The following is a 25,915-nucleotide window of genomic DNA, read 5'->3' on the forward strand; positions in this document are numbered from 1 at the left end:
TGTAACGGGCAGAACCGTTGACATCATTTGCCCCCCCTCTTATCTGTCACGCAATCTCGCGTCCAGATGCGTTTCGGGGTGTCGTTCGTCATTTGTGCGTTATTGCCGATGACGGACAAAAACCGCCCGACGAAACGAAATTTCAGAAAGGGCCAGTTGGATGGTCAGTCTCGGCGGAATCGCCCGCAAATTGTTTGGCTCGTCAAACGATCGTCGCGTTCGTTCCTATCGCTCCAATATCGCTGCCATTGCCGCTCTCGAAGAGCAGACCAAGGCGCTCTCTGATGAGGCGCTCGCGGCAAAGACCGTGGAATTCCGCCAGCAACTCGCCGAAGGCAAAACGCTGGATAGTCTTCTCATCCCGGCTTTCGCCGTTGCGCGTGAGGCTTCGCGCCGCGTGCTCGGCATGCGCCCCTTCGACGTTCAGTTGACCGGTGGCATGATCCTGAACGAGGGCGCCATTGCCGAGATGAAGACCGGTGAAGGTAAGACGCTGGTGGCGACGCTTGCCGTTTATCTCAATGCGCTTGCCGGCAAGGGCGTGCATGTGGTGACCGTCAACGACTACCTCGCCAAGCGTGACGCCAGCATCATGGGACGCCTTTATGGCTTCCTCGGCCTGACCACCGGCGTGATCGTTCATGGTCTGGACGACGACGAGCGCCGCGCGGCTTACGCCTGCGATATCACCTATGCGACGAACAACGAGCTCGGCTTCGATTATCTTCGCGACAATATGAAGTACGACAAGGCGCAGATGGTCCAGCGCGGCCACAACTACGCCATCGTGGACGAAGTCGACTCAATTCTCGTTGACGAAGCGCGCACGCCGCTGATCATTTCCGGCCCGCTGGATGACCGCTCCGATCTCTACAACACGATCGACGCCTTCATCCCGATGCTGACACCAGACGATTACGAAATCGATGAGAAACAGCGCTCGGCAAACTTCTCCGAGGAAGGCACAGAGAAACTCGAAAATCTTCTGCGCCAGGCAGGACTTCTCAAGGGTGAATCGCTCTATGACGTCGAAAACGTCGCGATCGTTCACCACATCAACAATGCACTGAAGGCCCACAAGCTCTTCCAGCGCGACAAGGACTATATCGTCCGCAATGGCGAGATCGTCATCATCGACGAGTTCACCGGTCGCATGATGCCGGGCCGCCGTTACTCCGAAGGTCAGCACCAGGCGCTTGAAGCCAAGGAAAAGGTGCAGATCCAGCCGGAAAACCAGACGCTGTCTTCCGTCACCTTCCAGAACTATTTCCGCATGTATTCAAAGCTTGCTGGCATGACCGGTACGGCCTCAACGGAAGCGGAAGAATTCAACAACATTTACGGCCTCGACGTGGTCGAAGTTCCGACCAACCTGCCTATTCAGCGTATCGACGAAGACGACGAGGTCTACCGGACCGGCGAAGAAAAGTTCAAGGCGATCATCGAAGAGATACGTGCAGCGCATGAGCGCAATCAGCCGGTTCTCGTCGGCACCACCTCGATCGAAAAGTCCGAACTGCTTGCGACCATGCTGCGCCAGACCGGGTTTGAGAACTTCCAGGTTCTGAACGCTCGCTACCATGAGCAGGAAGCCTACATCGTCTCGCAGGCGGGCGTGCCGGGTGCTGTGACCATCGCGACCAACATGGCCGGCCGTGGTACGGATATTCAGCTCGGCGGCAATGTCGACATGCGCCTTGAGCGCGAGCTGGAGGGCATGGAGCCTGGACCGGAGCGCGATGCCAAGGAGCAGGCGATCCGCGAAGAGATCAAGGTTCTGAAGGAAAAGGCGCTTGCGGGTGGAGGTCTATACGTCATCGCTACCGAGCGCCACGAAAGCCGCCGTATCGACAACCAGCTGCGTGGCCGTTCCGGTCGCCAGGGTGACCCAGGACGCTCCAAGTTCTACTTGTCGCTCCAGGACGACCTGATGCGCATTTTCGGCTCCGACCGTATGGATTCGATGCTGCAGAAGCTTGGCCTGAAAGAGGGCGAAGCAATCGTCCATCCGTGGATCAACAAGGCTCTTGAGCGCGCACAGAAGAAGGTTGAAGCCCGTAACTTCGAAACGCGTAAGAACCTGTTGAAATATGACGACGTCTTGAACGATCAGCGTAAGGTCATTTTCGAACAGCGCCTCGAACTGATGGAAGCCGACAATATCGGCGAAACCGCAGCCGATATGCGCAACGAAGTGATCGAAGCTCTCGTCGGCAAGCACATTCCTGAAAATGCCTACGCGGAACAGTGGGATATCGAGGGCCTGAAGGCTGGCGTTCAGCAGTCCCTCAATCTGGACCTGCCGCTCGATGACTGGGCCAAGGAAGAGGGAATTGCCGAAGACGATATTCTTCAGCGCATCGCCGAGGCTGCGGACAAGGTCATGGCCGACAAGGCCGAACGTTTCGGCCCTGAAGTGATGACCTATGTCGAACGCTCGGTCATTCTGCAGACGATCGATCATCTGTGGCGCGAACACATCGTCAACCTCGACCACCTGCGTTCCGTCGTCGGCTTCCGTGGATATGCACAGCGCGACCCGCTTCAAGAATACAAGGCCGAAGCCTTCGAGCTTTTCCAGGCCTTGCTCGCCAACCTGCGTGAAGCGGTCACCGCCCAGCTGATGCGCGTGGAACTTATGGTTGACACACCTGCGCCAGCCGAACTGCCGGAAATGACGGCGCATCACCTCGATCCCGTCACTGGCGAAGACGAGTTTGCCATCGCTTCAGCCGCCGGTGCCGATATCTATGTACCGCCGGAGCAGCGCAATCCGAACGATCCTGCCACATGGGGCAAGGTCGGTCGCAACGAGGCGTGCCCTTGTGGTTCTGGCAAGAAATACAAGCACTGCCACGGCGTGTTCGAACAGGCCTGAATTTTTCAAGTATAAGATACAAAGCGCGGCACCCGATGGTCATCGGGTGCCGCGCTTTTTTATTTGTCTCTAGGATAGGTCGATAAGGTCGCCGCGGGGCGCGATGTCAGGAAAAATCCCACCAAGCCCTCAAGCTTGCGGTTGGAACTGAAGCGCAAGGGTCATGAGTTCGCGGGTCCATTCCCTGCGCGCCTCAGCCGTCGTCAGGTTGTGGTCCGCATCCGAAATCAGAACGATTTTTGGATCGCCATATCGACCGCTCAATAAGCGTGCTCCAGCGCCGAAATTACTCTCCAGCATGCTCATGCCGACGTCACCTTGAGTGTAGACCAGCGTCACCTTCGTTTGGTTGGCGCGAAGGGAGGCAAAATCGTCTTTGAGAGAACGGTGGCGCTCGGAAAAATACGGATATTTCACTGCAAGCGGCGTGAGGAATGCCAAGGCCTTCTTGAGGAGCGTGACGCCGAGATTGAGTACACCACGGAAAACACGCACCTCCCCCTTGAGAACGCGCTTCCACAGCGATCCGCTGAGAAGCTTCGAGCCATAGCCGGACAGCGATTGCCGCGTGGAACGCAGGAAGTCATCTACATTGATGTCTTCCGGGATGTAGAAATCGAAGGCATTGACTGGCACGATACCGCTGACGCGCTTATCCATCACGCCGCTCTTGAATGCAGTCCAGGCGCCACTGCAACGACCGCTGACGACGACAGGGAGAAGCTTTTCCCGCTCGAGAAAGTCGATGGCAGCGCTTACGTCTCTCAGTTGATCTTTACGATACAGCACTTGCTCGGGCGCACCCGGCACGCAAGGACTGTCGGCCACATTTGCCATATCAAACCGGAATGATGCGATCCCTTCCCGAGCGAGATTTCGGCAAAGTTGCGCGGAAATCCGGCCCCAGCCGGACATGCGCTCATAGCCGGTCGGCGCGACGATCACCGTCGCACCGCGTCGCCGGCAAAGAGGCTCGCAGAGAATGCCGTAAAGACGGTCCTTTTCGCCAAACCGCACTGGTCTTTCTCGAAACCCATCGGCATCCAATGGTTGGGCAGGAGGTATGCGTGAACTTTGATCCCTCTGCGGCAGCACGGTTTCTGCAGCATACTTCGATGCAACCTGAACCGACCAACGCGTGATCGATCCAATGGCTTTCTTCGACGGAACGGAAAACAGCACGTCGCGCACGAACTCATTGTAGTTCGGAAAGACCTCTGCATGAAGAGTTACTCCGAGCTGCGAAAGGTGCAACTCAAACTGCGCATCCGCCGGGCGATTGTCCTGTTTCAAAAGGAGGATCTCGGAAGAAGGCGCCTCAGCGGGAGACGATATGTTGAGCGCTCGAAGGCTCGCCGCCACGGCGTCCGGAAAAACCTGCTCGCCCATCGCAGGGCCCGAGGACGGCGCCTTATGCTGCAACGCGTCCGGATTGGCCACACGGCTCAAGGCCGCGAACTCGCGAAGCCAGTTGCGTCCGGAAAGCGCCGGTGCAGCCATCGCGAGCCCCGCCACGTTTTCCAAAGTTTCAGCAGCCTTCCATGCCAGCAGGCCGCCAAGCCCGTGACCGACGAGGATAAGATGACGAGCCCCGGATAGTTCTCGAAGAGTCGATGCCGCCATCTGAATGCTGTCGAGCCAGGTATCGAGGCCCTGTTTTTCATCAAGCGGGTCGAGCGCATCGCCTGTGCCTGGATAATCGAACCGCATGCTTGCCAAGCCCTGGCTTGCCAGATCGGCGGCCAGCAAACGCCAGAACTTGCGCGCACAAAGCTCTTCGAACCCCCACGAACTCAGGAACAGAACAGCCACATCCGCAGAGTTCATGTTCGATGTAGCATTTGGTGGCCTGTAAAGGCCGACGGTATTGGCGAATGTGACAGGATGGTCAGCAGATGCCTGCTCTGCCGACGATCTATCAGCCAACGAAAAACCGGCATTCATGGTCGACTTCCCTTATTTCACCGCCTCATCAGCGCTAAAATCGAACAATCGGCTAAAGAAATCCTGAAGCACCTATGGTTTTTCTTGAGCAATATTTACAAATGCTTGCATGTGATGAGTGAGAGGTCTTTGCATCTTCAGAAGAAGCGCATTCAATCTTTCGTAATAGCGTGAGTCTTCTGCCGTACCCTTGAAGTTGCGAATACCTGGAAACAGATGGTCGCGCTCAGCCCACCATGTTTGGTGGCCGATGGATAATGCCTTTTCCATCTTATCCGATAGCGCGTCTGGAATGCCCGGATCATAACACCAGCCGGTGCTCATCTCTTCGACGATCTCCGGCGTTCCACCGAGCCGGGTCGCAATTACGGGCACACCATACACAGCAGCCTCGATCAAGATGAGACTTTGTGGCTCCCGCCAGTGAGAAGGAAGCACGATCGCGTCCGCCACTCCATAGACATCCTCGGGAGGTCTGAACCCCAAAAAGGTGATGGGCGCATCGCCTGCAATGGAGCGCAGGTGAGCAACGTAGTCGTCGCGCCCCCGGCCGGCAACGATCAACCGAGCGGAATTTCTGTTCGGCATGGTGACGAAGGCGCGTATCAGGTCTTCGATACCCTTCTCTTCCGCCAGCGCACCGAGATAGCCGAAGGTGAAGACATCGCTCCTGGCCTCGTCGCGACCTATGAGCGGTTGGTAGAGCCTGGCTTTGCTTATGTTCTCATTTCTAAGGACATGCCACGTTGCCTTGTCGAGAACGCCCGCACGCAGGTAGCTTTGCTTCAAGGCGTCGCTGACGGCAATCACGGTCATGCCGTCACCGTCGGACTTCAACCTCGATGTCAGGACTCGGCACTTGAAGCAGGGACTTTCACAATTCCCCGTGGCGTTGAACATGCTCGATTTAGGACAAATCAGCGCGTAATCATGAAGATGCAAGCACATGGGAATATTGAGCTCGCGGCTAGCCTCGAAGAGTGCCGGCTGCATGCGAGCGCAATTATGCGCATAGATCAGATCGACCTGCTCACGCTTTAATATCTCTTTGACGTCCCTGGCGGAGACGGCGCCTACGGATGCCTTGATGTGCCAGCGGGCTTTTTCCAATCGACCAACGGAAGGCTTTTTGTGTTCGGGCAGATAGCTGTTACGCCAGTTTACCCGAACCACCCGAATACCGTCATCACCGACGCGTTCACCCGTGGGCATCAGTCTGTCACCGCGCTTACCAAGCGAGAGCACGAAAACATCGTGATGGCGCGACAACTCCTGGGCGCTCATACGCGCGACGATCTCTGCGCCGCCCTCTTCCTGGGGCGCGAATGTCTGGGATACGATACAGATCCGCATCGACTAATTCACTTTCTTTAGACCGCCTCTTAAGGGCGATCCACCATTGCACGCCTGTATCTTTAATTTATTTAAATCTGCCCAATAATATCGACAAGCCGCTTTGCGCTCATATCCCAGGAAAACCCGGCTGCACGTCGATAGCCTTTTTCAATCATCGATACGCGACCTTCAGGGTTTTGCAGTAACTCGTCCACAGCCCTCACCATGTCCTCAGGGCGCAGCGGATCGAAGAACAGGGCGGCATCGCCGCACACTTCCCGAGCGGGGGCAATATTGGAAGACAGCACCGGACAACCGAGGAACATCGCCTCAAGCGGCGGGATGCCGAAACCCTCGTAAAGGCTGGGAAAGAAGAGAGCCGTCGCACGGGAATAAAGCGCAGCGATTTCCTCGTCGGACAGGCGTCCGGTGAAAATCACCTTCTCATCCTCCGGCCTTTCGACATCGGTCCCGGCTTGAAAAACGCTTGAGGCAACGGCTCCAACAACGACGAACTTTGGCGCTCGAGGCCCCATCATGCGGATCGCCTCGATCGCGCGACCAATATTCTTGTTTGGTGTCGGCGAGCCGACAAACAGAAGAAAAGGCTGCTCGTCCAGACCCAGCCGCGCAATCACTGACTCGTCCTTTCCGATCGCCGCCATGTGCTCGCTGCTATTGTGGACAACAGCGACGTCCCTCGCGCCAATGGTGGCCTCCAACTCCCGCTTGGAGAAATCGGACACGGTGGCAATCCTGCCCCGACGCGCCAGGACGCGCCCTAGCGTGCCATGCGCCATGCGATACTTGCGGGAAAAGTTTTCGGGCGTGCGAAAGATCATTGCATCGTGAATGACGGTGACCGCGCGTGGATGCAGGACGGGACCGCTGTTGCAAAGGTTCAGGAGCCTGCCCCGTCGCGCCGCTGCATAAAGGTTCGTCTGCTCCCAGACATGACCGGAAAGGCCACCCACGGTCCGTTGCTCGATGGTCTGTAGCGGCAGTTCCTCCACAACGCCTTCCGGCGTCAGGATAATCCAGTCGTCCGTTGCCGCTTGTTCAGCAAGACGCTTGTCGAGCGCCGTAACGATCGCTCTGGCAAACCGTTGAACGCCGCTCGTCTTTTGCGTCAGAAAGCGGCCATTGATGAAGACGGTCATACGAGAACACGCTCTCCGGCGGTTTCTTTTCTCAAAACCTCGTCATAAAGAGCAATCAGCTCATCATTCATTCTGTCGCTCTGATATCGTGCGTGGAAACGTCGATACCCGGCTAACCCCATATCCCGCCAGCCTGCAGCATCCTGCCCGAGAATTGCTTCGGCCAATGCCGCGCTGTCGCCGGACGGAAACAAAAAGCCGGTTTGTCCGTGCCGGACGATCTGACGAAGGCCGCCGACGGCGGATGCGATGACAGGCTTTTTCGCACGCATGGCTTCCAGCGCGACGAGACCGAAGCCCTCCCAGCGCGATGGCATGACGACCACATCGCATGCGGCAAGATATCCGGCAATTTCCATCGGAGATTTCCAGCCGAGAAGCTCGACATTGTCGGGAACAAACGAGACCGCATTCTGCTCGCTCTTTGTCGTGACCGTCGCGCCGATCACTTTGAAGCTTGCCCTACCTTCAAGGGTGGCCGCGGATTTCAACAGAATATCGACGCCCTTTTGCCGGTCGAGACGTCCGACGAACAGAACCTTGGTGATCGGATCCTTCCATTCGGCAGGAACCGCGACAGGATTTTTCCGCGACAATCCGTTTTCGATCACCACCATGCGGCTCGGCGAGATGCCGATTTCAACACCCCTGTCATATTCGTGCTGGGAGATGGCAACGATCTTCTGGCAAAATGGCGCAAGCAATCGCTCACCCCATCGTGCAACCAGACGCAAAGGCCCGAGTGTCTCCATGTCGAACGACCAGCCATGCGCGCAATAGATGATGGGCGGGAAACGCCTGCTGAGCGCGCCGATGGCGCGCGTGACCGCACCTGCGAAGGTTGAATGGGCATGCACCACATCCGGACGGAACGATTTCACCTCGGCCATTACCGCTCGCGCCAGCGCGGGAAGCGATTTGTAGCGTCCCTGTCTTTTGAAGGTTATGATACACGAGGATGGTATGTTCTGCACATGCGAAAGATGGGCATCGGGCACGAGGACACGGACATTCTTCGCGCCGTATTTGGCGATCTGGTGAGGCACGACTTCATTCAGATAGGTTGCTGGCCCGCCCGGTAGCGTTTCAAAGACGTGCAGAACCCTCATTTTCTCTTCCCCTGGACGACCGCCTTTGGCGCGGATGCGCAGTTTCTTGACGTTGGTCGTCCAACTGTTAAGTAAAACAGAATTCATCAATTCGCCACCGCTTTGCCGGACACGCCTCCCTCACATCGTGAAAGAAAGGAGCCGGTGATAGATGACGCGACTGTAACGCGGCTTTCTCAACGAACGTTTATTCAACATATTTAAAGAGTTATTTGCGATTTAGTTTCAATCGTAACGAACACTTCCCAACGGAAAGGGACAACGCGTGTGAAAATCTGCATCGTGTCGCAGACTTTTGCCCCCCAGGAAGAGGGCGGCGCCGAGATGTCGGCACGCGCCGGAGCGATCGAACTCGCCAAGAAACACGACGTAACGGTCCTCGCACTCGGAAAAGAGGGCGACCCGCTGGTACCGCCCGGAGAAACAAGACTGGCGAGCAACATCCGCGTCGTCCGGCTCCCCTGGAAGAACAGTTACCTCCCAGGTCCTCGCAAGCCTTCGGTCAGTGTTGCGCATCGTGCCCGCTGGCACCTGCGAACAGCGCTCGGTGCGCTCTGCGTAAAGGGGTTGACGCAGTTCTTCAAGGACGAGAACTTCAATCTCATTTATGCGCAAAACTCGTCTTCCATGCAGCCCGCTCTGTTTCATGCGGCCGAAGATGCGAGTATTCCCGTCTGCCTTCACCTGCGCGACTATGCGATGCTCTGTCCCAAGACCAGCATGTTTCGCAGAGAGGACAATTGCGAAAAGCCTTGCCTCGATTGCAGCCTCATCAACCGTCGCCTGAAAATGCAGGGCGAGGGAATGACGGTGATTGCCGTCAGTCACTTCGTTAAGCAGCGCTTTCTCGAAAACGGAGTTCTTTCACAAGCCGACTGGCACGTGATGCATAACAAGAACACACCACTCCATTCCTTCGACAAGAGCGTCATCGGGCGAAGCAGACCCGCAGACCAAACCTTTACGTTCGGCTATCTGGGAGCCTTGGCAAAAGAAAAGGGAATTGCCGATCTCGTCGGAGCTTTCAACGGCCTGCCCTCGGGAGCAAAGGCGCGTCTGGTTATCGCCGGTCGCGGACGTTCCGGCGAGGAGGACTGCATTAGACGTCTCGCATCCTCGCGAAATATTGAGTTTCGCGGCTTCGTCACGCCGCAGGAAATTTACCGCATAGCCGATGCAATCGTCGTTCCTTCGCTATGGCACGAACCGCAAAGCCGGATTCTGGTCGAAGCAGCCGTCTACGGCGTTCCGGTGATCGGCACCAACCGTGGCGGAACGCCTGAAATCCTTGAAGAGGGGCGAACCGGCTGGTGCTATGACCCTCACAAGCGCGGTGCTCTTTTGAACATGCTTGAAAAGGCGGTATCGATCGGGCCTGAGCAGTGGTGGCAAAGGCGCGACGAACTCTTTCCGGGCATTGCCGGCTTCGATGGCACGGCGGAACAATCTGGATATTACGACAGGCTGGAACAAATCCTCACCCAGATTGCTATCGGCACGGTGACGCGTAAAAACGCCATGCGGTCTTGACGAGATGCGTTCTGCCGCAGCTCTCCCGAACATGGTCAACAATATCTTAAGAGATTGCGGGCATGTTAAGGTCAACGACGTAGCCTGAACCGAGAACACAGGTTCAAATGGCCGTCACTCAGTGCCAGACACGTGAACAAGGTTTGGAAATGTCCAATCTCGCCTGGCTCATCCTCATTCTCGGCTGGCTGATCTTTCTCATCTATTACGTCAGCTCCTTCTTCAAATGGGGCGTCCTGACCTTATCGTCCTACTTCTGGCTCCGTTACACCGTTCTACCGGTACTCATCATGCCGATCTTCGCCGGATCGGACAAGAATATCGAAGCAGTCGGCAATGCGCTTTTTGTAATCCGTCAGCATATAGACCAAGCGTTCTTTCTTTCGATTCTCGGCGTCGTATTCCTGATCGTCGGCATGGCTCTTGCGGCCTTCAGTTCCGGTAGAAGCTATCTCTTTGACTTTATCGAGAGCGGCTATTCTTTCTGGCAGACACGGACCGGAGCGTGGCTGTCATTTCTAATCATTCTCTTGGCGACGGCGGGCCTCTTCGGTCTCGGAGTACGCCCATTCGAGGGGCGGGAATTTGCTTTCGAGAACCCGTCGATCCGTCCAGTCATCAATCTCTACTCCGTCATCCTGCCCACTACGGCGATCAGCCTGCTTGTCTACGGTTTCGGTCGCGGTCGCCTGTTTATCGCCATGGGTGTTTTCTGCAGTGCGTTTGGTCTGATGATCGGCACGCGTGGAGCCAGCATCGAGGCTCTTTTCGCCTTTGTCATTTGCGTCATCATCGCCTACCGCTATAGAAACCTTCTGGTGTTCGGTCTCTCGGCAACTGCCTTCATCCTCGTGGCAATTGGCATTGGCATATTGCGCTCAAGCGCGGACGGGCAGGTAGGACCGGGCCTGCTCGACAGCCTCACGGCTCAAATCTTCTACGGTAACAACTTCTCCGACTTTCGAGACTACGCTTGGATTTTGAGCGGTTTCAAAGGGCAGTTCTATCACGGCATGACCTATCTTGCCGGCTATACCGCGCTCATACCAGCCTCGATCAGCGAGTTTAGAAACGATTACCGAACCGGCGTCATCACCACCACGCTTGCAGGCCTCGACCCGGAGTTTCATGCGGGTCTGCGACCGACGCTCTTTGGCGAGGCCTATCTGAATTTCGGTATTCCCGGTGTGATCTTTGCCGCGACTTTGTTCGGCTTCTATTTCGGCAAGCTTCATTTGTGGGTTCACACCGGCCTGCCGCGCAATGCGCTCGGTGTACGCCGCGTGGCCTGCGGCTACATCGCGTTTCTCTTCATGTTCAACACGGTCTTCACGCCAAGCTTCTACTATGTCTACGTCGTGACGGCGTGGCTGATCGGCGGTCTTGTTCTATCCTGGCTTCTGACCGTTCCAGACCGATCGAATGAGGAAAAGCTTACCTCCAGCTAGAGTTGGCTCACCAGCCATCGCTCAGGCGCTGCCGGTCGGGATTTACGCCTTAGAGCAAAGGATGGAGAGTTATCGGCGTACGCCCCATTCTGTCGGCCAACGTCTAGCCTCGCTGAATATACGCCTCGAGAACATCCTTGATCACTCTAATATCGTTATCGAGCTTGTCGATCTTGCTCATCATCTCCTGCTGGTTTGCCAGCAAAACCTGATGGGAGGCTATGGTAAGCTCGCTGAGATTTCGCCTTGCCTCTTCCGTATCGCGAACCAATCCCATCACAATGCCGATGTTATCGGGATTGTGGTTGAGATTCTGTCGGAGAAGCGCATTTCTGTAAATCGTATTATAGAGAAAATGAGCCGGAAGAGATTTTGTGACCGTGTTGTTGTAATGGCCGACATCGTGCCGGCGAATGTGGTGGTTCGCCAGTGCTTCAGGTGTCAAAGCTATATCGGCAATCTGTAACGCGCGCAGATTGAGGTCCCAGTCTTCGATCACCGGAAGGTTTTCGTTGAAGTAGCCAATGCGCTCGCAAACATTTCGCCTCAAGACCAGCGCGATCGGCGGGATTTCGGGCCTTCGCAGAATATCGAGGAAATCGAGAGCGGCTCCGTCGTAGCCTTTGACCGTCGATCCAACGCCGATGACGTCGGTCCCGTTTATCACTTCATCGATCTGGTTCCACTTGCTCAAAAATCCTCCAAACCGCCAGTTCTCCGGATCGAGGAGAAAAGAGGTTGCGGACGCCAGAAAAGCGGGATGCCAGCTGTCATCATCGTCATGGATCACGAGAAAAGGGAGATGTCCCAGACGAGCGCCCTTGTTGGCTGCGGCACTGGTGCCGAGATTTGTTGGATTATGAACGACCGTCAATCTGTCCGAGCGGATCTGCTCCATGAAGTCGGCCAGCAGCGCCTCAAGGGTCTCGACGGAGCCGCCATCATTGATGAGATGAATGTGCCAGTTTTCGTATTCCTGGTCGAGAACGCTTCTGAGAGCTCTCCTTAGCAACAACGGCCTGTCTTTGGTTCGTATAACAACATCAACGCCGTCTCTGCGAGAGTCGTCTCGAATTTTTTCCATGCTGTTTGGAAACATGTTCATCGACAGAATCGTCCTCGGAAAGATTGGCGGATTTTCCAGCCGTTTGGGACGCATCTCGATATCCGCGACAATCATACTGGTGTGTCGGTACAGGATTATTGAGGAAGCCTTGTGTGAGGCTGTAACCCTATCCGGCTTGACAATCGCACACCGAGGAGAGCGCAAAGCATGCCGCCGCCAAGATGGCAGGCAAGCCGAACGGGTTCTGCGATGCGCCCGATCAGCCCAGCCTCGGCTCCTGGCACATGCCGGGTGGCAACCGGTTTCAGGCGAATGTTGCCAGCCAACGATCAATCAATTCACTCTTTGACGTCCTTCGGGCGTTCCTTCTGCAGATTTCCAAGCAGTGAGGAAACAGCGTTCTCACCTTCGAAGCCTGCCTCTTTCAGCAGCTGGTCGACGATCGGCTTGTTTGCCTGATAGGCCAGAAGCTGGCCGGCCAGCCCCTCGCCGAAACCGATATTGCCCGTGGAACCGGCCTCCCCGCCACGGCCAAGCATGCCGCCGGTATCGAAGATGCGGATATCGGAAATTTTCTCGATCGGCTTGACCGCCTCGGCGAGCGCCTGGGGAATGATCCGGATCCGTTCGCGCAGGATTTCGTATTCGATAATGGCGGAGCTGAGCTTGTTTCGCGCTTCATTGAGCAAAGCCTCGCTCTCTGCCGTGGCCTTGCCGGTCTCCAGCACGCCTTTGGCCTTGATAATCGCGGCTTCCGCTTCGGCTGTCGCCAGCGTCTTGATGGCATCGGCCTGATCGATAGCGGCCTGTTTTTCCGCTTCGGCACCGACCTTGATGGCCGTCGCGTCCGTTTCGGCCGTCTTGCGCGCGTCAATAATGGCGATCTGTCTTTCGCGTTCGGCGATTTCCACCGCTTTCGCAGTGCCGACTTTTTCTTCCGCGGCAATTGCCAAGGCGCGCGCCGTTTCAGCGGATGCCTTGGCCTCCGATTCCTGCCGGCTCTTATTGGCAACTGCGATCGCGCTTTCCTGGGTCACGATCTGAAGGTCGCGGCGCGCCTCAGTCTCGCGCTGCTGTACGGCACGGGTGGCGTCGATGTTGGCGCTCTCGCGGGCCTGCTTGGCCAGAGCTTCACGCTCTGCGATTGCCTGTTCAGCAGCAATTCTTGCTTCCTCCTCTGCACGCTTGGCGGCCTGCTCCTGCTGGGCCGTCTCCGCGCGCGTGGCAGCGGACTTGTTGGCGATATCGCGCTCCTGGTTGAGTTCGGCTTCACGTTTCGTGCGCTCGATCAACAGGGATTGCTGGCGCGCCTCGAGATCCTTCTGTGCGATCGCAACTTCCGTATCGCGGACAATCTCGTTTCGCTCCTTCTTGCGGCCCTCAGTGATGCGCGTGAGCGCTGCCAAGCCGTGCGCATCGAAGAAATTATTGGCGTTGAAATGTTTGATATCGGTCTGGTCAAGACGCGTAAGAGAGACGGATTCAAGTTCGAGACCGTTGGATTGCAGGTCGGCTCCGACCGCCTCCTGTACCGCTTTGACGAAATCCATACGCTGCTCCTGCAGAGCATCCAGCGTCATCGTGGCAGCCACGGAACGCAGGCCGTCGACGAACTTCGCTTCAATCAGCACACGCAGCTGCTCTGCGTCGTTGGTTCTGTCGCCAAGCGTTTGGGCAGCAAGCGCGATCGACGACGCGTCCGGTTTGACGCGAACATAGAATTCCGCGCCGATGTCCACACGCATGCGGTCTTTGGTAATAAGGGCGTCGCCTTCGCCACGCCGAACCTCAAGCCGGAGCGTCTTCAAATTGACCCGCGCAGTGGAGTGGAAGATCGGCAGCACAAGCGAGCCCCCATCCAGAACCACTTTCTGGCCGCCCAAGCCCGTGCGAACATAGGCTTCGTCGCGGCTGGATCGCCTGTAGAGCGATGCCAGAACAAAACCGACGCCAAGGACGAGAACGACACCTATCGCTGCTGGCACCAAAAGATCGTAAAACATGCGAGCTCCTTAGAATGCTATGAAGTCTGCGGTACGTCGAGATCGGACGGCACCGGGATGGCAATGAAAATGTCGGAGTTGCGATCGACGAGAAGGACTTGGGCTCCTATGGCGATCGGGGCTTCCTCGGCGGCAGCTTTGGCACGCAAGACATGCCAGTTGCCGTATCGATCCTTCAACCGCACGCGCCCTGGCAAAGCCTGATCAAGAGGGCCGACCGTCACCTCCGCAGTCCGGCCGACGAGGTCTGCCAGATCGACTGCATAGCTCTCGTCGCGGGGAACGAGGCGAGAGACCCATCTGCTTGCAACGCGGATGGTCGGCACCGATGCTGCAAGAGCGGTCGGGATCGCGATGAGGGCAGGAAGCGGAGCCCAGATGGCACTCGCAACCGCCTGCAAGATGAAGCCGGTCATAGCAAAAATGCCGAGGATGATCATCAACAGAATGAGCACCGGCACCCCGCCGACATTCAGCCAGGACATCAGCCCGGCCATATCGTCCGGCCAAGCCTTGTCGACCACCTCACCCAATGAAAAGCCTATCAGCAGACAGGCCATTTCGATCACGGTCAATGCAATCAACATCACCGCCGCGATGGCAAAAGGCAGCGAATGAGGAGCAAGAAAGAGCTCCATGATGTCAGCTCTGCCCGGTCTTGAATTTTGCAAGTCTTGCTGCGATCGCCTGCTCGCGGTGCAGCCGGTCAAGCTCGTCGAGTTCGGCGCTATTGCCTGCATCGCTCCCGCCTGGCACGCCCGTGACGCGGGATACTGCAGAAACGGCCCGGCTAACATTTTCCATGGAGCCGGCCTTGGCGCCAGACGGCCCGGCACCGGTGGGAAATTGAGCGCTACTCCGCTTCAAGTCTGCGAGTCTCGCCTCCGCCTCACGGCGCGCGGCGAGAATGGCCTGAAGCGCCTGCTGACCTTCGGCCAGTTGATCATGGGCATCGCTCAACGCCTTGTCCAGTGCCGCAAGCTGGGATTCAAGATCGATCTGACGCGCCACCCCAGCCTTGGCAAGGTCATCGCGATCCGAGGCTATGGCCGTGCGAATCTTGTCGTCCAGCAACTTCAAGTCCTGATCGATCTCACCGCGCCGTCGGAGAATGCGGTACTCTTCCGCCTTCACCTTGCCGAGATCGAGGCGCGCCTCATCGGCAGCCTGATCGATTTCTCTCAAGGCCTGCTCCACTACCACGATCTTGTTCGCGCCTTCAGCCATATCGACGGCATTGTTCGCAAGACCGGCAATCAGACGCCCCATACGGGAGAGAATGCTTTCATTCGCTGTCATGGTGTCCTCCGTTTGACAGGCGCGCGTATCGACGCCGATTTCGATCTGATAACAATCATCGCGCACAACGAGTTGAGCGTTGAAGAGGTCTAGACTGCCGCGAGAATAGCCCAGTACCTCGTAATGAACCGCGTGACGTCCTCTCACGGTGGCGATGGTCAGGGTCGAAGGGCCTTTGATCGCGAATAGCTTTTCATCAAGCGGCAGTGCATCGATGCTAGCTGGACGCACGCGCGCCGAGGCGAAATCACGAAGACCGAGTGAGACGAGCCGCGCGGGCAGACCTGTCGCCATCCGAATTTTCTCATAGGCAAGATCGTGCAAGGCCACGAGATTCGCACCAGACTTCCCGCGCGTCAGCTCATCCAGCATCGTCATCATCGCGGCATAGGCCGACAAAGTGTCGCAAAGCGCCTGCTGGGCATCCTCGTCAGGCATGAGCCTGTAATGCATGATGGATGAGTGGGACGGATGAGCCATGAACGAAACTATAAAGCACTACTTTGGTGACTTCAAGAATAATACGGTCTGAAGTTGCATTTTATGGTCGAGCTAAACCAAAGGAATTCTAAATGAGCGGAATTCGTTGCGCCACAAGAAAAATCCAACCCGCTACCCGGTGGTTGCAGATGCGCATTGAAGCTTATTGTCTCGTTCAAGAGTATGAAAGAGATCGTGTCTTGCGCATTGGAAGTAAGGAATGGCCCCACCCGCTGAGGCGAATTTCCGCCTCCGAAGAAAGCGCGCAAACGGGGCGGTCTCCGGCTAATGCCTGTCCTATACGATGAGAGCGCCCCAGATAGTACGACGGGAGGGTGAATGACCGCAGTACGCTTTGCGGGTGACGATATGAACATCATGGAGGCGGCGTCAGTGTGTACCCGCTGACCGCCTATTCACCGCTCCCAAAATCATGGCGGCCCAAACAGCCACCACGATTAGTTTTTGAGTTATAAGCGTCAGGAGCGCGGCGGCAGAATTGGGAGGGGCTCTGCGCGGCCGACGATGAAGGCGTAGGAGAAAGCGCCAACCAGCGCCATGCCTGCTGCCATCATGAAGGACGGCGTGTAGCTTCCGCCGAACATGTCCAGCAGATAACCGAAGAGCAGCGGGCTGATGATGCCCGCGATATTCGAGGCAAAGTTCTGGATGCCGCCGATAGAGGCAACGTGGCGTGAGCTTGGCGCCACGTCAGCTGGCAAGGACCATATGCCCGTCGCCGCGATGGCAAGGCTGCTGTAGGAAATCGCGAGGAAAAACAGTGCCATATAGAGCGATTGCGTCAACGAAGCCGGCAGAATGGCCGCGCCGCCAAGCATACCCCCAACCATGATGATCTTGCGCACCGTGGTGACATTGGCGCCGTTGCGGATTGCTCGGTCGGCAAGCGCACCTGCGATCCAAGCTGTGACGACGGCCGAGAGACCCGGCAGCATTCCGTAAAGACCCAGTTCAGCCAGGTTGAGACCACGGGCGGTTTTCAGATAGCTCGGGAACCAGGTCAGGAAGAAATAGATGACGAAGTTCAGGCAGAAAAAGCCGATCATCATGCCCCATATGGTGCGGTATCTGAACAGATCCACCCACTTGATCTTGGTGGCTTCCGGATCGTCATTCTCGACCGTTCGCCCACCATTTTCGATGATGTAGCGCCGCTCGAGATCGTTAGCGCGGGAGTGCTCAGTGGGATCGCGGTAGCTGACATACCAGAAGAAAGCCCAAATGATACCGACTGCTCCGAGGATGATGAAGGAGTAGTGCCAGGTCGCAACGGCAATGATGGCAGTGACGATGGGAAGAGCAAGCACCGTTCCCACGCGAGAGCCGGAATCGATCACCGCAGTCGCAAAGGCTCTTTCGCTTTTCGGGAACCAGCGCGACGCCGCTTTCGTGGCAGAGGGATAAGCCGGGGCCTCACCAGCGCCAAGTGCGAAACGAACTGCGAAGAAGGTCCAGAAGCTATTTGCCAGAGGTGTTAGCGCCGTGAAGACCGACCACCATATGGCAGCAAGCGAAAAGGTTTTGCGCGCGCCAAGCTTATCGGTGATCCAACCGGCAAATAGCATCATGCCGTCATAGGCCCAGAAAAATGCGCCCAGGATCAGGCCTTTTTCCGTGTTGGTGAGATTTAGACCAAGCTCCTGATCGATAAAGGGAAGAGCGACGCTCATATTGGCTCGATCGAGATAATTGATCGAAATACCAACGAAGCACATGAAAAGAATAAAGTAACGAACCTTCGTGGCCCCCGCGGGCGCACTCTTTGGGTTTATCATGACATTGAACCTCCCTGGCATGATTTGCTGGCTTGTCTCGACCTCGCGTGAATGCCTCCTCCCCTTAGTCGGGCATTGGCACTGCTTCTGTCGAAAGACTGAAGCCCCTGGCTTGAAGCGTGACGTGAAGACGAAACCGCACAACGCGATTTAGTTCTATTCACTTATCAATTAAACTTCCACCAGTAAATAGTGCCGCAACACACGGCCAGTCATCGGCGGCAACCGCTTCCTAAGCGGGAAATGATGAGTCCAAGTGGGCTTGCGGGCGCCGCGGTAGGACGGTCGTTCACCCGCGTCGGCATCGCACAGGAGATCAAGCAAGAAGTTTGGAATTTTCGCGGCGGACATCACTTAAGGGAAGGGTCAGGTCCACTTGGAGGCGTTACCGGCAAGTTCCAACGAGCTTGCGCCAAGGAACGCACCCAAAGCCGCACGTGGCCGCAACTTGCCACTACCCCTGCGAGGGATGATTGAATGAAAGCCGGAAAACGACATGCCCCGTTTGACGCCCAGCTCTCGTGTACGGGCTGCCCATCTCTGTCAGCGCGCTACGAGCTCGATAGTCAATGGAGCCGCACCGCCAATAATATCCAGCAAGCGGTCGATATTGGGATGAGCGCCCGGACGCTCTTTAGCGTCGGCGGTATGCTCGGCGAAAATCGCAAGGCCATGGCTCGCCGCGTCCCGGTTGAGCGTGCCGAAGCATTGCTGGAGATATTGGTAAACTGCCAGCGAGCCCTGTTTGCCTGGCTGATTTTCGATGGACGCAACAATCTTGCCGTCGGCGCCAACAAGATTGATACGATCAAGGCTTTCGATCGACGGCAACTGTTGCAGGTTTTCCTTGAAGGATGCGGCGGGCTGGATCATGGCGAACTCCTGATGTCATGTCAGTCTTGCGCCGGATTTATCAGCTTCGTGTCTTGGTCGCTACCCACAGCATTGGCACCTAAATCGGAATCACCAATTGAAGAAAGCATGATAGTTAATTCAGAAAGACAGCGCGTCCCTTTATGTGCCCAACTGGACGCACGGCGCCCCAATTCCGGCCAGCGTCCAAATGAAGCCGCTCATGATTTTTGCCGATCGCCAAATCGGTCGTTGCCTCTGGCAGCGCAAGCGCTATCATCAAGCCTCTGTAACATCATTGGCTTTGGGAGGAGAGATAGATGAGACGGATGTGGCCTGAGGAGTTTTCGTTTCTGCTGGACAATGCCGAAGAGGTTAACCTGCACATTCCCTCTGCGGAGGGCAGCACCTCCAGAGAGCCGGTTTCTAGAAAGGCCCTGCGGGCCCGTATAACGCAGGACGACTTCGAGAAAATCTGGCATCTGGCAGAGGCGCGTTACCGGCTGAATGGGGAGCGGACCGGCGAGGCAATTACGTTGATTACCAACAACCCGCACTACCAAAAGTGGCACCCTTCCGATGGTGGTAGCGTAGACAGCGTTTCTGACAGCGGCAAAACGATCACGACGCGTTATGTCACGGTGCATTTTCTGCTGGATGATGTGAGAGAACCGGTCGAAGCATAGGAAACAGATCAGTTTTGTCTGCAACGCAGCAATCAAAGCAGCTTGTGCCAAGCGGCTTTGATTGTTTCTCGCTGACTGCCACGCCACTCTCCCTTGTCCAGGAGTTCGATCACGTGGAAGACTAAGATGCGCCCATCAACACAGTTTCGTTGTGTACCAGCCGAGATTATCACCTGTCTCGAGATGATATCCTCCGATGACTACCGGCAACGAGTAAGATTAGACTGCTTTGAGAGTCGAAAAAGAGTTTTCAGTTTTTTCAGTTTTTACTCTCTTTGTTAATGTTTCTTTCATCACGTCTGAGCAAATCATAGCATTCAGGCGCCCGTTACCGCCGCCACTCTCCTGTTTTTAAGTCTATGGCAACCTCTATTGGCCAAATTCTCCTGGTCCAGGAGGGTTACATGACTTATCGAAGCAAAATTTGGATACTCAGTGTTGTCGTCTCGCTGTCTGTATGGTCAGCAGGAATCCACGGCGTGGCACGATTGACTCAAAATACCGGTGAGCCGCTCCCTGATATGCTGAAGACTGCCAGCACGCGATAAAATATAAATTTCGAGCTGAAGCAAATACGCTCTATGTCGGCTGAACGGATCCGCAGTATCTTTTTCGCGGATTTTGATGCTCTTCCGAAGACGCAAGGGGCGAGTATTCCCGTCAAAAAGGCATGAATTTGAGTGCAGCCTGGCAACGGGCGATATGTTCAAATGTCACATTCGGGTCGGCGTCGGCCGCTTCGCCTTACACAAGCCTACCCACTCTAGGACCGCTAGCACCAGCCGAACGGAATGCCGCACGGAAAGACAGTAATGATCGGCGTTTATGGTTGCCCTGGTATCGTCTGCTCTTCAAGATCTAGCCCCGGATAGAGCAAAAGCCGAGCACGACGCAAGTTGGACCCGCGTTAAGCCCCCGCTCAGCGAGAGAGGATGCTGCGCGTGAAACCTTTGATTCCGTTTACCAGTTGCGCTCTATCCGCCGAAACGACACCGTGTAGAGGCACATCAAGAGCGGGAGCGGACAAAATGTCAAAAAGCGTTTCAAGCTCCGAAGCGACGTAAATCCCCTGCTTGTTTTTAAGCTGCGCGCATGTTGCAAGTTGATGGTCGTTGCGGTGCTCTCCGAACTTCGCCAATCGCGGAACGATGACGATCGGCTTTCCGTGTTTACGGGACGAGAGCACAGTGCCTATCCCGGCGTGGGAAAGGATAATCCGTGCAGAACGAAACTTTCCATCAAACTCGGTCGGACGCATAGTCCGACAATACTCGAAGTTCTTTGGCTCATACTCCGCCTTACTGCCGATCTGACCGAAAATTGGCTCATCGAGCCGAAGCGCCAGTTCGTCAACCGCCCTCACCAACCGATCAAAAGGTAACTGAGTGCCGATCGTCAGGAGGATCATAGAACACTCCCGAAATATTTCGGGCCTCTGTCGCTGGCAAGATGGCTCCATTGCGTCAACCAAAGGTCGGCAATCTTGCCCGCAAGCCTGCCGCTCAGCGACAGTTTTTCGGAGTTCGCGACGCTGTCCAGCCAGATGGTCTTCGCGCCGAACAACTTTCCTAGAGCCAGTGCAATGATGCCCGGTGCAGCGCCAGTCGATATGATGATATCAGGGCGCTCTTTTCGAATGACCCGAAGCACATCGAGAGCGCATCGAACATTCTGCATCATGCTGTCGCGGTTGCAATCCGTGACGATGTAGGCAGGTGAGACACCTGACTTCTCAGCAAGCCCCTCGATCGTGTTGGCATACGCAAATGTTGCGTTTTCGAAAGACTCGAGAACCAACATAAGCTGCTCCCAGTGTCCGCCACCCGAAGAAATTGCAAATACATGGAGTTTTTCAGCGTTACGTTTCAACGAAAATCACCCATTTCAAAAGGAATTTATCCAATTGCTGCCCACTCGCCCCATCTCAAATTCAAGGCGAGACTTAAACTCACCTATAGCTCAAGATATTTCTCAACATCGCGTGCAAGCCACTGAGTCTTCGCTAAGTCTAATTTTCACGCGGAGATTCAAGTTCTCGTATATCTTGGTCTTTATAAAAAACAGATTCCTGAAAGATATTCAAGATCAGAACATCGTTATAGAAAACATCATCAGATGTTTCATTTATATTAGTCTATACTAATTAAGTGAAATTCGAATAATAAAAACGGTCTCCGCCTGATGGCGCAGCGAATGGTGGCGCGCACGCTGCTTCGCTGTGCTCAGGTCAAAAGATAAATTTCAGCGGCGTGCAAAATATAAACCCCCACAGCAGTATAAATAAACAGATCAAAATATCTATACGTTCTCAATTTGGATCACGCTTAACACCGAAATGCACATTTATTCCGATAGACAAAATAATTAATTCGCTATAAAAATATTTCCACACGGCCTATAATAGAGAAATATATAAATAAGAAAATTAGATTTAGAAATATTTGTAATTATCGTTTATATCGCTCAATTTTACTGTCCTGGCTCTATGATTTTAAAAAATTTGGGCTTGTGTAAAATACAATTTATTTTTTTTACTGTGCCGAAATTGGCCCTTGCGATGATGTTCCCATAAACGCGAGCAAGGGCGGCATCTATGAAAACCTATTATGTCAATTCCGAAACCGGTTCCGACGCAAATACAGGCACATCGGCAGGTAGCGCCCTCGCCTCTCTGGCAGCTGTAAACAACCTCAAACTGAAAGCGGGCGACGTCGTTCTGTTCAGCGCGGGCACCGAATATCACGGTCAGCTCGACATCAAATACTCAGGAACAGCAGAAAAGCCCATTACCTTCGGCAGTTACGGCGCTGGCGAACCGCCAGTCCTTTCGGGCGGCTCCGTAGGTATCTACGGCTCCAAAACATCCAACATCGTCATCGAAAATCTGGCGATCGAGAAGACAGCGGGCAACGCAGTTTATGCCGGTAGCGCCAGCAATTGGACCCTCAACAATGTCACGGTCACCGATACTGGCACGCCATCCAAGGCGGGCTCAATCAGTTTCCAAAGCAGCAGCAACATCACCATCACGAATAGCCACATTTCCGGCACCACTGGCGATGGCGTTTGGATGCTCAACGTCAAGGGCGCGGTGCTGACTGGCAATTCAATCGGCCAGGCAAAGGGTCATAATGCCGACGCGGTCCAGATCAATGGCAGCAGTGATATCGTCGTCAAAAACAACGTACTGGATATGACGGGGGAGAATGGCAGTGCGAAGGGCGTTCTTGTTATCGCCGACGCGAAAACCGCCCTTATCGAGGGAAACACCGTCGTAGGTGGCGGCTTCGGCATCAGCGCCATGGGACAGAACATAACGATTAAGAATAACGACATTTCTGACTATAAGGGCTACAGCTGGTCTTACGGGATCGGCCTTGGGCAAACGGTTGACGCTAAGAACTACGTGATTAGCGGCAATCACATTCATGACGGTGTCTGGGGTGTCGCGGTGACCGCGGCAGGCACAGACAAACTTGTCCGCAGCGGCATTGAAATTTCGGGCAACCACTTCGACGACTTGAGCGAAGCAGCGCTGAAAGTAGATCGTCCTGCAAGCGGCAGTTTTCACGGAAATGAGATCACCGAGACCGTCAGTCGAGATATCTATATTTCAACCCCGATCAAGAGTTCCGGCACATTTCTAACGACGGCGAGTCAGGTGCTTGTCCCGGTCAAGGTCGAGCTTCCCCCCGCACTCGTCATCGCAAAAGCGGATGCGATAACCGTACCGGTCCCAAGCCAGGCTCCGACAACGGCACCGTCTAAAGCCATCGTCGCAGTAAACGACGTGCTAAAATTTAGTGACGCCCATCATCTGTCTCTTTCCGGCAATGTTCTCGCCAACGATCATTCGGATAATGATGTGCTATCCCTCCGCAATCTCAATGGCACATCGTTCAAGAACGGGTCTACAATGAACATTGAGGGGAAATACGGAGTTCTACATATTGAAAGTGATGGTGACTACAGCTTTACGGTCAAGACCGATCGCATCGACCATCTCTCCGGCACTCTTAAAGAATCTTTCCAGTATAAGGTTTCGAATGGCAGTGTTCTGGATACCGGATATATTTCAATCGAGATCAATGCCGATCACATAACGAAGTCGATCGCAGCAGACCAATTTATATAGCTAAAGGCTAATATCACCGGCCATTGTTGATGCGCCTCCTCAGTCTGTACGTACTGGCAGAAACAACACTTTAGTGCGCACACTTGAAAAAAAGAGCCCGCCATAAAATGGCGGGCTCTTGCCCAATTTCCCTTCAATACACTTCAGAAATTCGAACGACCTAAAGTTGGGCCCACGATCTCTGAATTGTAAATATCATACCTCGTTCACAAGGGATAATCCCTGTTCACTAGGCAATGGTGGCGTCAAACACCAACCGGCTCGCCGTGAGGGGGAATGGAAATCTTCAAGACGCCGACATCGGTTGTCTGGGAGTTCGGGAACTCGCCAAATGCGTCGTCGTAAACACGGAACTGGAAAGTTTCACTTGCGGCTTCAGTCAGACCCTTGCCGAGATCATTCAGATCATAGGTATATGTACCATCGCGCTGGATGTGCAGATCACCATAGTGACCAGAAACGACGGTTGAGCCATCCGGCTGGACGAACTTGAAATTGTAGTCGTTCGGGTTTGCTGTCAAAAGATTTTCAGCGCCAGCACGGCTGACGGAAACGTAACCCTCAGCGGTCAGGTCACCGCTCACAGAGTTGCCGTTGACCGATACGGACTGATCGACGGCCACAGGCTTCGTGTGTTCCGGCTTGATGGTGATGACGAGGTAATCGTAGTCGGTCTGCTTGCTGCTATCGGAAATCTTGTATCCTACTCTCTCGACAAAGCCTTCGGCAGGTACCGGGCCGATGTCTGCCTTGAGGGTATATGTATAATTGCCGTTCGGGCTAACTTTGAAGGTGCCATAGGTGCCTTCGATGATGGTGACCTGATCAAGGCCCTGCTTCGCGCCAACGCTAACGCCGTTCAAAGAGCGAAGGAAAATTTGACCATTGTCGGTGGAGTCGTTCGCCGTAATGTTACCAGAAATCGTTGCATCAGGGTCATTGATATAGATGGTATCGTAGTCGGTTGTTGCTACAGGCTTCGCCATAATAATCTCTCCATGAGGCCATTTTTTATAAAAGTCCGGCAATTTTTAATGCCAGTTAACTTCTTATTCACCATCTATCGGAGGTTACTAAATGTCAATACCAAACTGAAGAAACAAAGCTAAACTCTACTCGATTTCCTGACTATTTCTGGGTTATTCATTAACCGACATTAGCTAAATAGCGGACATATATTAGAATAATCTAAAAATTATCCGAATAATATTCTTCAATCCTGCCACAGATCCGCTCAAGAGGGGAAAAGTTGTGCCATTTTGGGAAAATTAGTTTTCGACTAATTCCACACCGGTTAGAGGCCATGAGCTCTTCTTGACAATTACCAAGATCATCGTCTTTTTTAGAAATATAGCGATTTATAATAAATTTCTATACTGTCTTTTACTGACATAATATATCGTCGCAGGTTTTTGATTGCGACTACTGCGTGAACAATATTTGATAACCCTAATGATGCAACCTGAGATTATTTCGGCTGGAATTACTGGGATCGGGATTTCCACGGCCGTCGCTAAGCGGCTTTTACGTAAGATACTATGATATATGTCTTATCGCCTCTGCCGTTGACACTGGCCAATAGGCAGATTCATTGGCAGCAGTAGTCGACCACAATAAATCCAAAGTACTCGTCAGTGGATTTTCGCCTGCAGTCTACTATAGCTGGTGGTCAGTTCATTTATCACCCGAGCGGCAATGCCGCTTGGTTGATCAGGATGGATTGATCCAACCCAACACCGCGAACTGGATTTATATGAATGAAGTTGGCGACTATGCCTCATGCAGCGAGAGGCTGAAAACGCCGCCGAATGCGGGCAATGTAATAATTGCCGGGGGACTCTGACTCGCACATGGCGATGACCTCCGCTTCAGGCACTCCGGTGAATCGACGCTCATCACCACTCTGGAAGCGAATACGCAACTGCCCGTCTTCCTGACTAAAATACACTTCTTTTACGATTCGAGAGTTGACCGATAGATTTTGCATTTTTCTCTCCATTATCATTTTTATTTTTATGAGAGCCTAAGCAAAAACTCGAAAATTACCGTGAAAAGAACTGGTTATTGCAATCTAAAGCCAAATATTCAATTTTGGCGCATATTGCACCAGCATTATCGACGCGAAGACCTTATCGTAACGTCGGTCTGACGAACGTTGTATAAGACGCATGAGCTGTTGCTTGCGATCATCCGA

Annotated in this window: 19 protein-coding genes; 5 read left to right on the forward strand and 14 right to left on the reverse strand. The window is 54.5% G+C overall.

Annotation, left to right across the window (positions count from 1 at the left end; genetic code table 11):
- Window positions 1–160: 160 nt before the first annotated feature.
- Window positions 161–2,878 carry a preprotein translocase subunit SecA gene (gene secA / locus ACQZ5M_RS10535; protein WP_449079693.1) on the forward strand — a complete coding sequence of 906 codons (2,718 nt, stop codon included), beginning with the start codon at window positions 161–163 and terminating at the stop codon, window positions 2,876–2,878.
- Between the two features lie 129 nt (window positions 2,879–3,007).
- Here the strand turns inward: secA and ACQZ5M_RS10540 are convergent, their stop codons facing one another.
- The 4 genes from ACQZ5M_RS10540 to ACQZ5M_RS10555 form a co-directional block, all read right to left on the reverse strand.
- Entirely contained in the window at window positions 3,008–4,822 is a 1,815-nt protein-coding gene (locus ACQZ5M_RS10540; protein WP_449079694.1) for an alpha/beta fold hydrolase, read from the reverse strand.
- A gap of 72 nt (window positions 4,823–4,894) precedes the next feature.
- Window positions 4,895–6,175, reverse strand: coding sequence for a glycosyltransferase (locus ACQZ5M_RS10545; RefSeq protein ID WP_296016058.1), 1,281 nt, complete (start codon window positions 6,173–6,175; stop codon window positions 4,895–4,897).
- A gap of 71 nt (window positions 6,176–6,246) precedes the next feature.
- The gene (locus tag ACQZ5M_RS10550) at window positions 6,247–7,317 is read right to left on the reverse strand and encodes a glycosyltransferase family 4 protein (RefSeq protein WP_296081350.1); all 1,071 of its coding nucleotides are present in this window, start codon (window positions 7,315–7,317) and stop codon (window positions 6,247–6,249) included.
- Window positions 7,314–8,513: a glycosyltransferase gene (locus tag ACQZ5M_RS10555; protein WP_449079695.1), complete on the reverse strand. Its 1,200-nt coding sequence runs from the start codon at window positions 8,511–8,513 to the stop codon at window positions 7,314–7,316. Before ACQZ5M_RS10555 ends, ACQZ5M_RS10550 begins: the two co-directional genes overlap by 4 nt.
- A 180-nt stretch (window positions 8,514–8,693) precedes the next feature.
- On the opposite strand from ACQZ5M_RS10555, the gene ACQZ5M_RS10560 reads away from it, so the two are divergent.
- Both ACQZ5M_RS10560 and ACQZ5M_RS10565 read left to right on the forward strand, forming a co-directional pair.
- Window positions 8,694–9,956, forward strand: a complete 1,263-nt coding sequence (locus ACQZ5M_RS10560) for a glycosyltransferase (protein WP_449079696.1) — start codon at window positions 8,694–8,696, stop codon at window positions 9,954–9,956.
- 149 nt (window positions 9,957–10,105) lie between these two features.
- Window positions 10,106–11,404 carry an oligosaccharide repeat unit polymerase gene (locus tag ACQZ5M_RS10565; protein ID WP_449079697.1) on the forward strand — a complete coding sequence of 433 codons (1,299 nt, stop codon included), beginning with the start codon at window positions 10,106–10,108 and terminating at the stop codon, window positions 11,402–11,404.
- Window positions 11,405–11,507: 103 nt separating this feature from the next.
- Here the strand turns inward: ACQZ5M_RS10565 and ACQZ5M_RS10570 are convergent, their stop codons facing one another.
- The 6 genes from ACQZ5M_RS10570 to ACQZ5M_RS10595 form a co-directional block, all read right to left on the reverse strand.
- The gene (locus tag ACQZ5M_RS10570) at window positions 11,508–12,584 is read right to left on the reverse strand and encodes a glycosyltransferase family 2 protein (RefSeq protein WP_449079698.1); all 1,077 of its coding nucleotides are present in this window, start codon (window positions 12,582–12,584) and stop codon (window positions 11,508–11,510) included.
- Window positions 12,585–12,808: 224 nt separating this feature from the next.
- Window positions 12,809–14,473 (reverse strand): flotillin family protein, encoded by a 1,665-nt coding sequence (locus ACQZ5M_RS10575; RefSeq protein WP_296016044.1) that lies wholly within the window; start codon window positions 14,471–14,473, stop codon window positions 12,809–12,811.
- A 17-nt stretch (window positions 14,474–14,490) separates the two neighbouring features.
- Window positions 14,491–15,111, reverse strand: a complete 621-nt coding sequence (locus ACQZ5M_RS10580; protein WP_449079699.1) for an OB-fold-containig protein — start codon at window positions 15,109–15,111, stop codon at window positions 14,491–14,493.
- A gap of 4 nt (window positions 15,112–15,115) precedes the next feature.
- Window positions 15,116–16,252 (reverse strand): PspA/IM30 family protein, encoded by a 1,137-nt coding sequence (locus ACQZ5M_RS10585; protein ID WP_449079700.1) that lies wholly within the window; start codon window positions 16,250–16,252, stop codon window positions 15,116–15,118.
- Window positions 16,253–16,731: 479 nt separating this feature from the next.
- Window positions 16,732–18,048 (reverse strand): MFS transporter, encoded by a 1,317-nt coding sequence (locus ACQZ5M_RS10590; protein WP_449079701.1) that lies wholly within the window; start codon window positions 18,046–18,048, stop codon window positions 16,732–16,734.
- A gap of 543 nt (window positions 18,049–18,591) precedes the next feature.
- The gene (locus ACQZ5M_RS10595; protein WP_296081363.1) at window positions 18,592–18,921 is read right to left on the reverse strand and encodes a DUF2322 family protein; all 330 of its coding nucleotides are present in this window, start codon (window positions 18,919–18,921) and stop codon (window positions 18,592–18,594) included.
- Between the two features lie 299 nt (window positions 18,922–19,220).
- Between ACQZ5M_RS10595 and ACQZ5M_RS10600 the strand changes: the two genes are divergently transcribed.
- Window positions 19,221–19,586, forward strand: a complete 366-nt coding sequence (locus ACQZ5M_RS10600; protein WP_449079702.1) for a hypothetical protein — start codon at window positions 19,221–19,223, stop codon at window positions 19,584–19,586.
- A 919-nt stretch (window positions 19,587–20,505) separates the two neighbouring features.
- Here ACQZ5M_RS10600 and ACQZ5M_RS10605 read toward each other — a convergent pair.
- Window positions 20,506–20,994: a glycosyltransferase gene (locus tag ACQZ5M_RS10605; protein ID WP_296103450.1), complete on the reverse strand. Its 489-nt coding sequence runs from the start codon at window positions 20,992–20,994 to the stop codon at window positions 20,506–20,508.
- Window positions 20,991–21,386 carry a glucuronosyltransferase gene (locus ACQZ5M_RS10610; protein WP_449079703.1) on the reverse strand — a complete coding sequence of 132 codons (396 nt, stop codon included), beginning with the start codon at window positions 21,384–21,386 and terminating at the stop codon, window positions 20,991–20,993. Before ACQZ5M_RS10610 ends, ACQZ5M_RS10605 begins: the two co-directional genes overlap by 4 nt.
- A 793-nt stretch (window positions 21,387–22,179) precedes the next feature.
- On the opposite strand from ACQZ5M_RS10610, the gene ACQZ5M_RS10615 reads away from it, so the two are divergent.
- The gene (locus tag ACQZ5M_RS10615; protein ID WP_449079704.1) at window positions 22,180–23,721 is read left to right on the forward strand and encodes a right-handed parallel beta-helix repeat-containing protein; all 1,542 of its coding nucleotides are present in this window, start codon (window positions 22,180–22,182) and stop codon (window positions 23,719–23,721) included.
- A gap of 245 nt (window positions 23,722–23,966) precedes the next feature.
- Here ACQZ5M_RS10615 and ACQZ5M_RS10620 read toward each other — a convergent pair whose 3' ends face one another.
- Together ACQZ5M_RS10620 and ACQZ5M_RS10625 are read right to left on the reverse strand one after the other, a co-directional pair.
- Window positions 23,967–24,707 carry an Ig-like domain-containing protein gene (locus ACQZ5M_RS10620; RefSeq protein WP_296103455.1) on the reverse strand — a complete coding sequence of 247 codons (741 nt, stop codon included), beginning with the start codon at window positions 24,705–24,707 and terminating at the stop codon, window positions 23,967–23,969.
- Between the two features lie 791 nt (window positions 24,708–25,498).
- A complete protein-coding gene (locus ACQZ5M_RS10625; protein ID WP_449079705.1) occupies window positions 25,499–25,708 on the reverse strand; it encodes a KTSC domain-containing protein in 210 nt (69 codons plus the stop codon).
- Window positions 25,709–25,915 lie beyond the last annotated feature (207 nt).

The organism is Rhizobium sp. 22-785-1 (assembly GCF_053521965.1).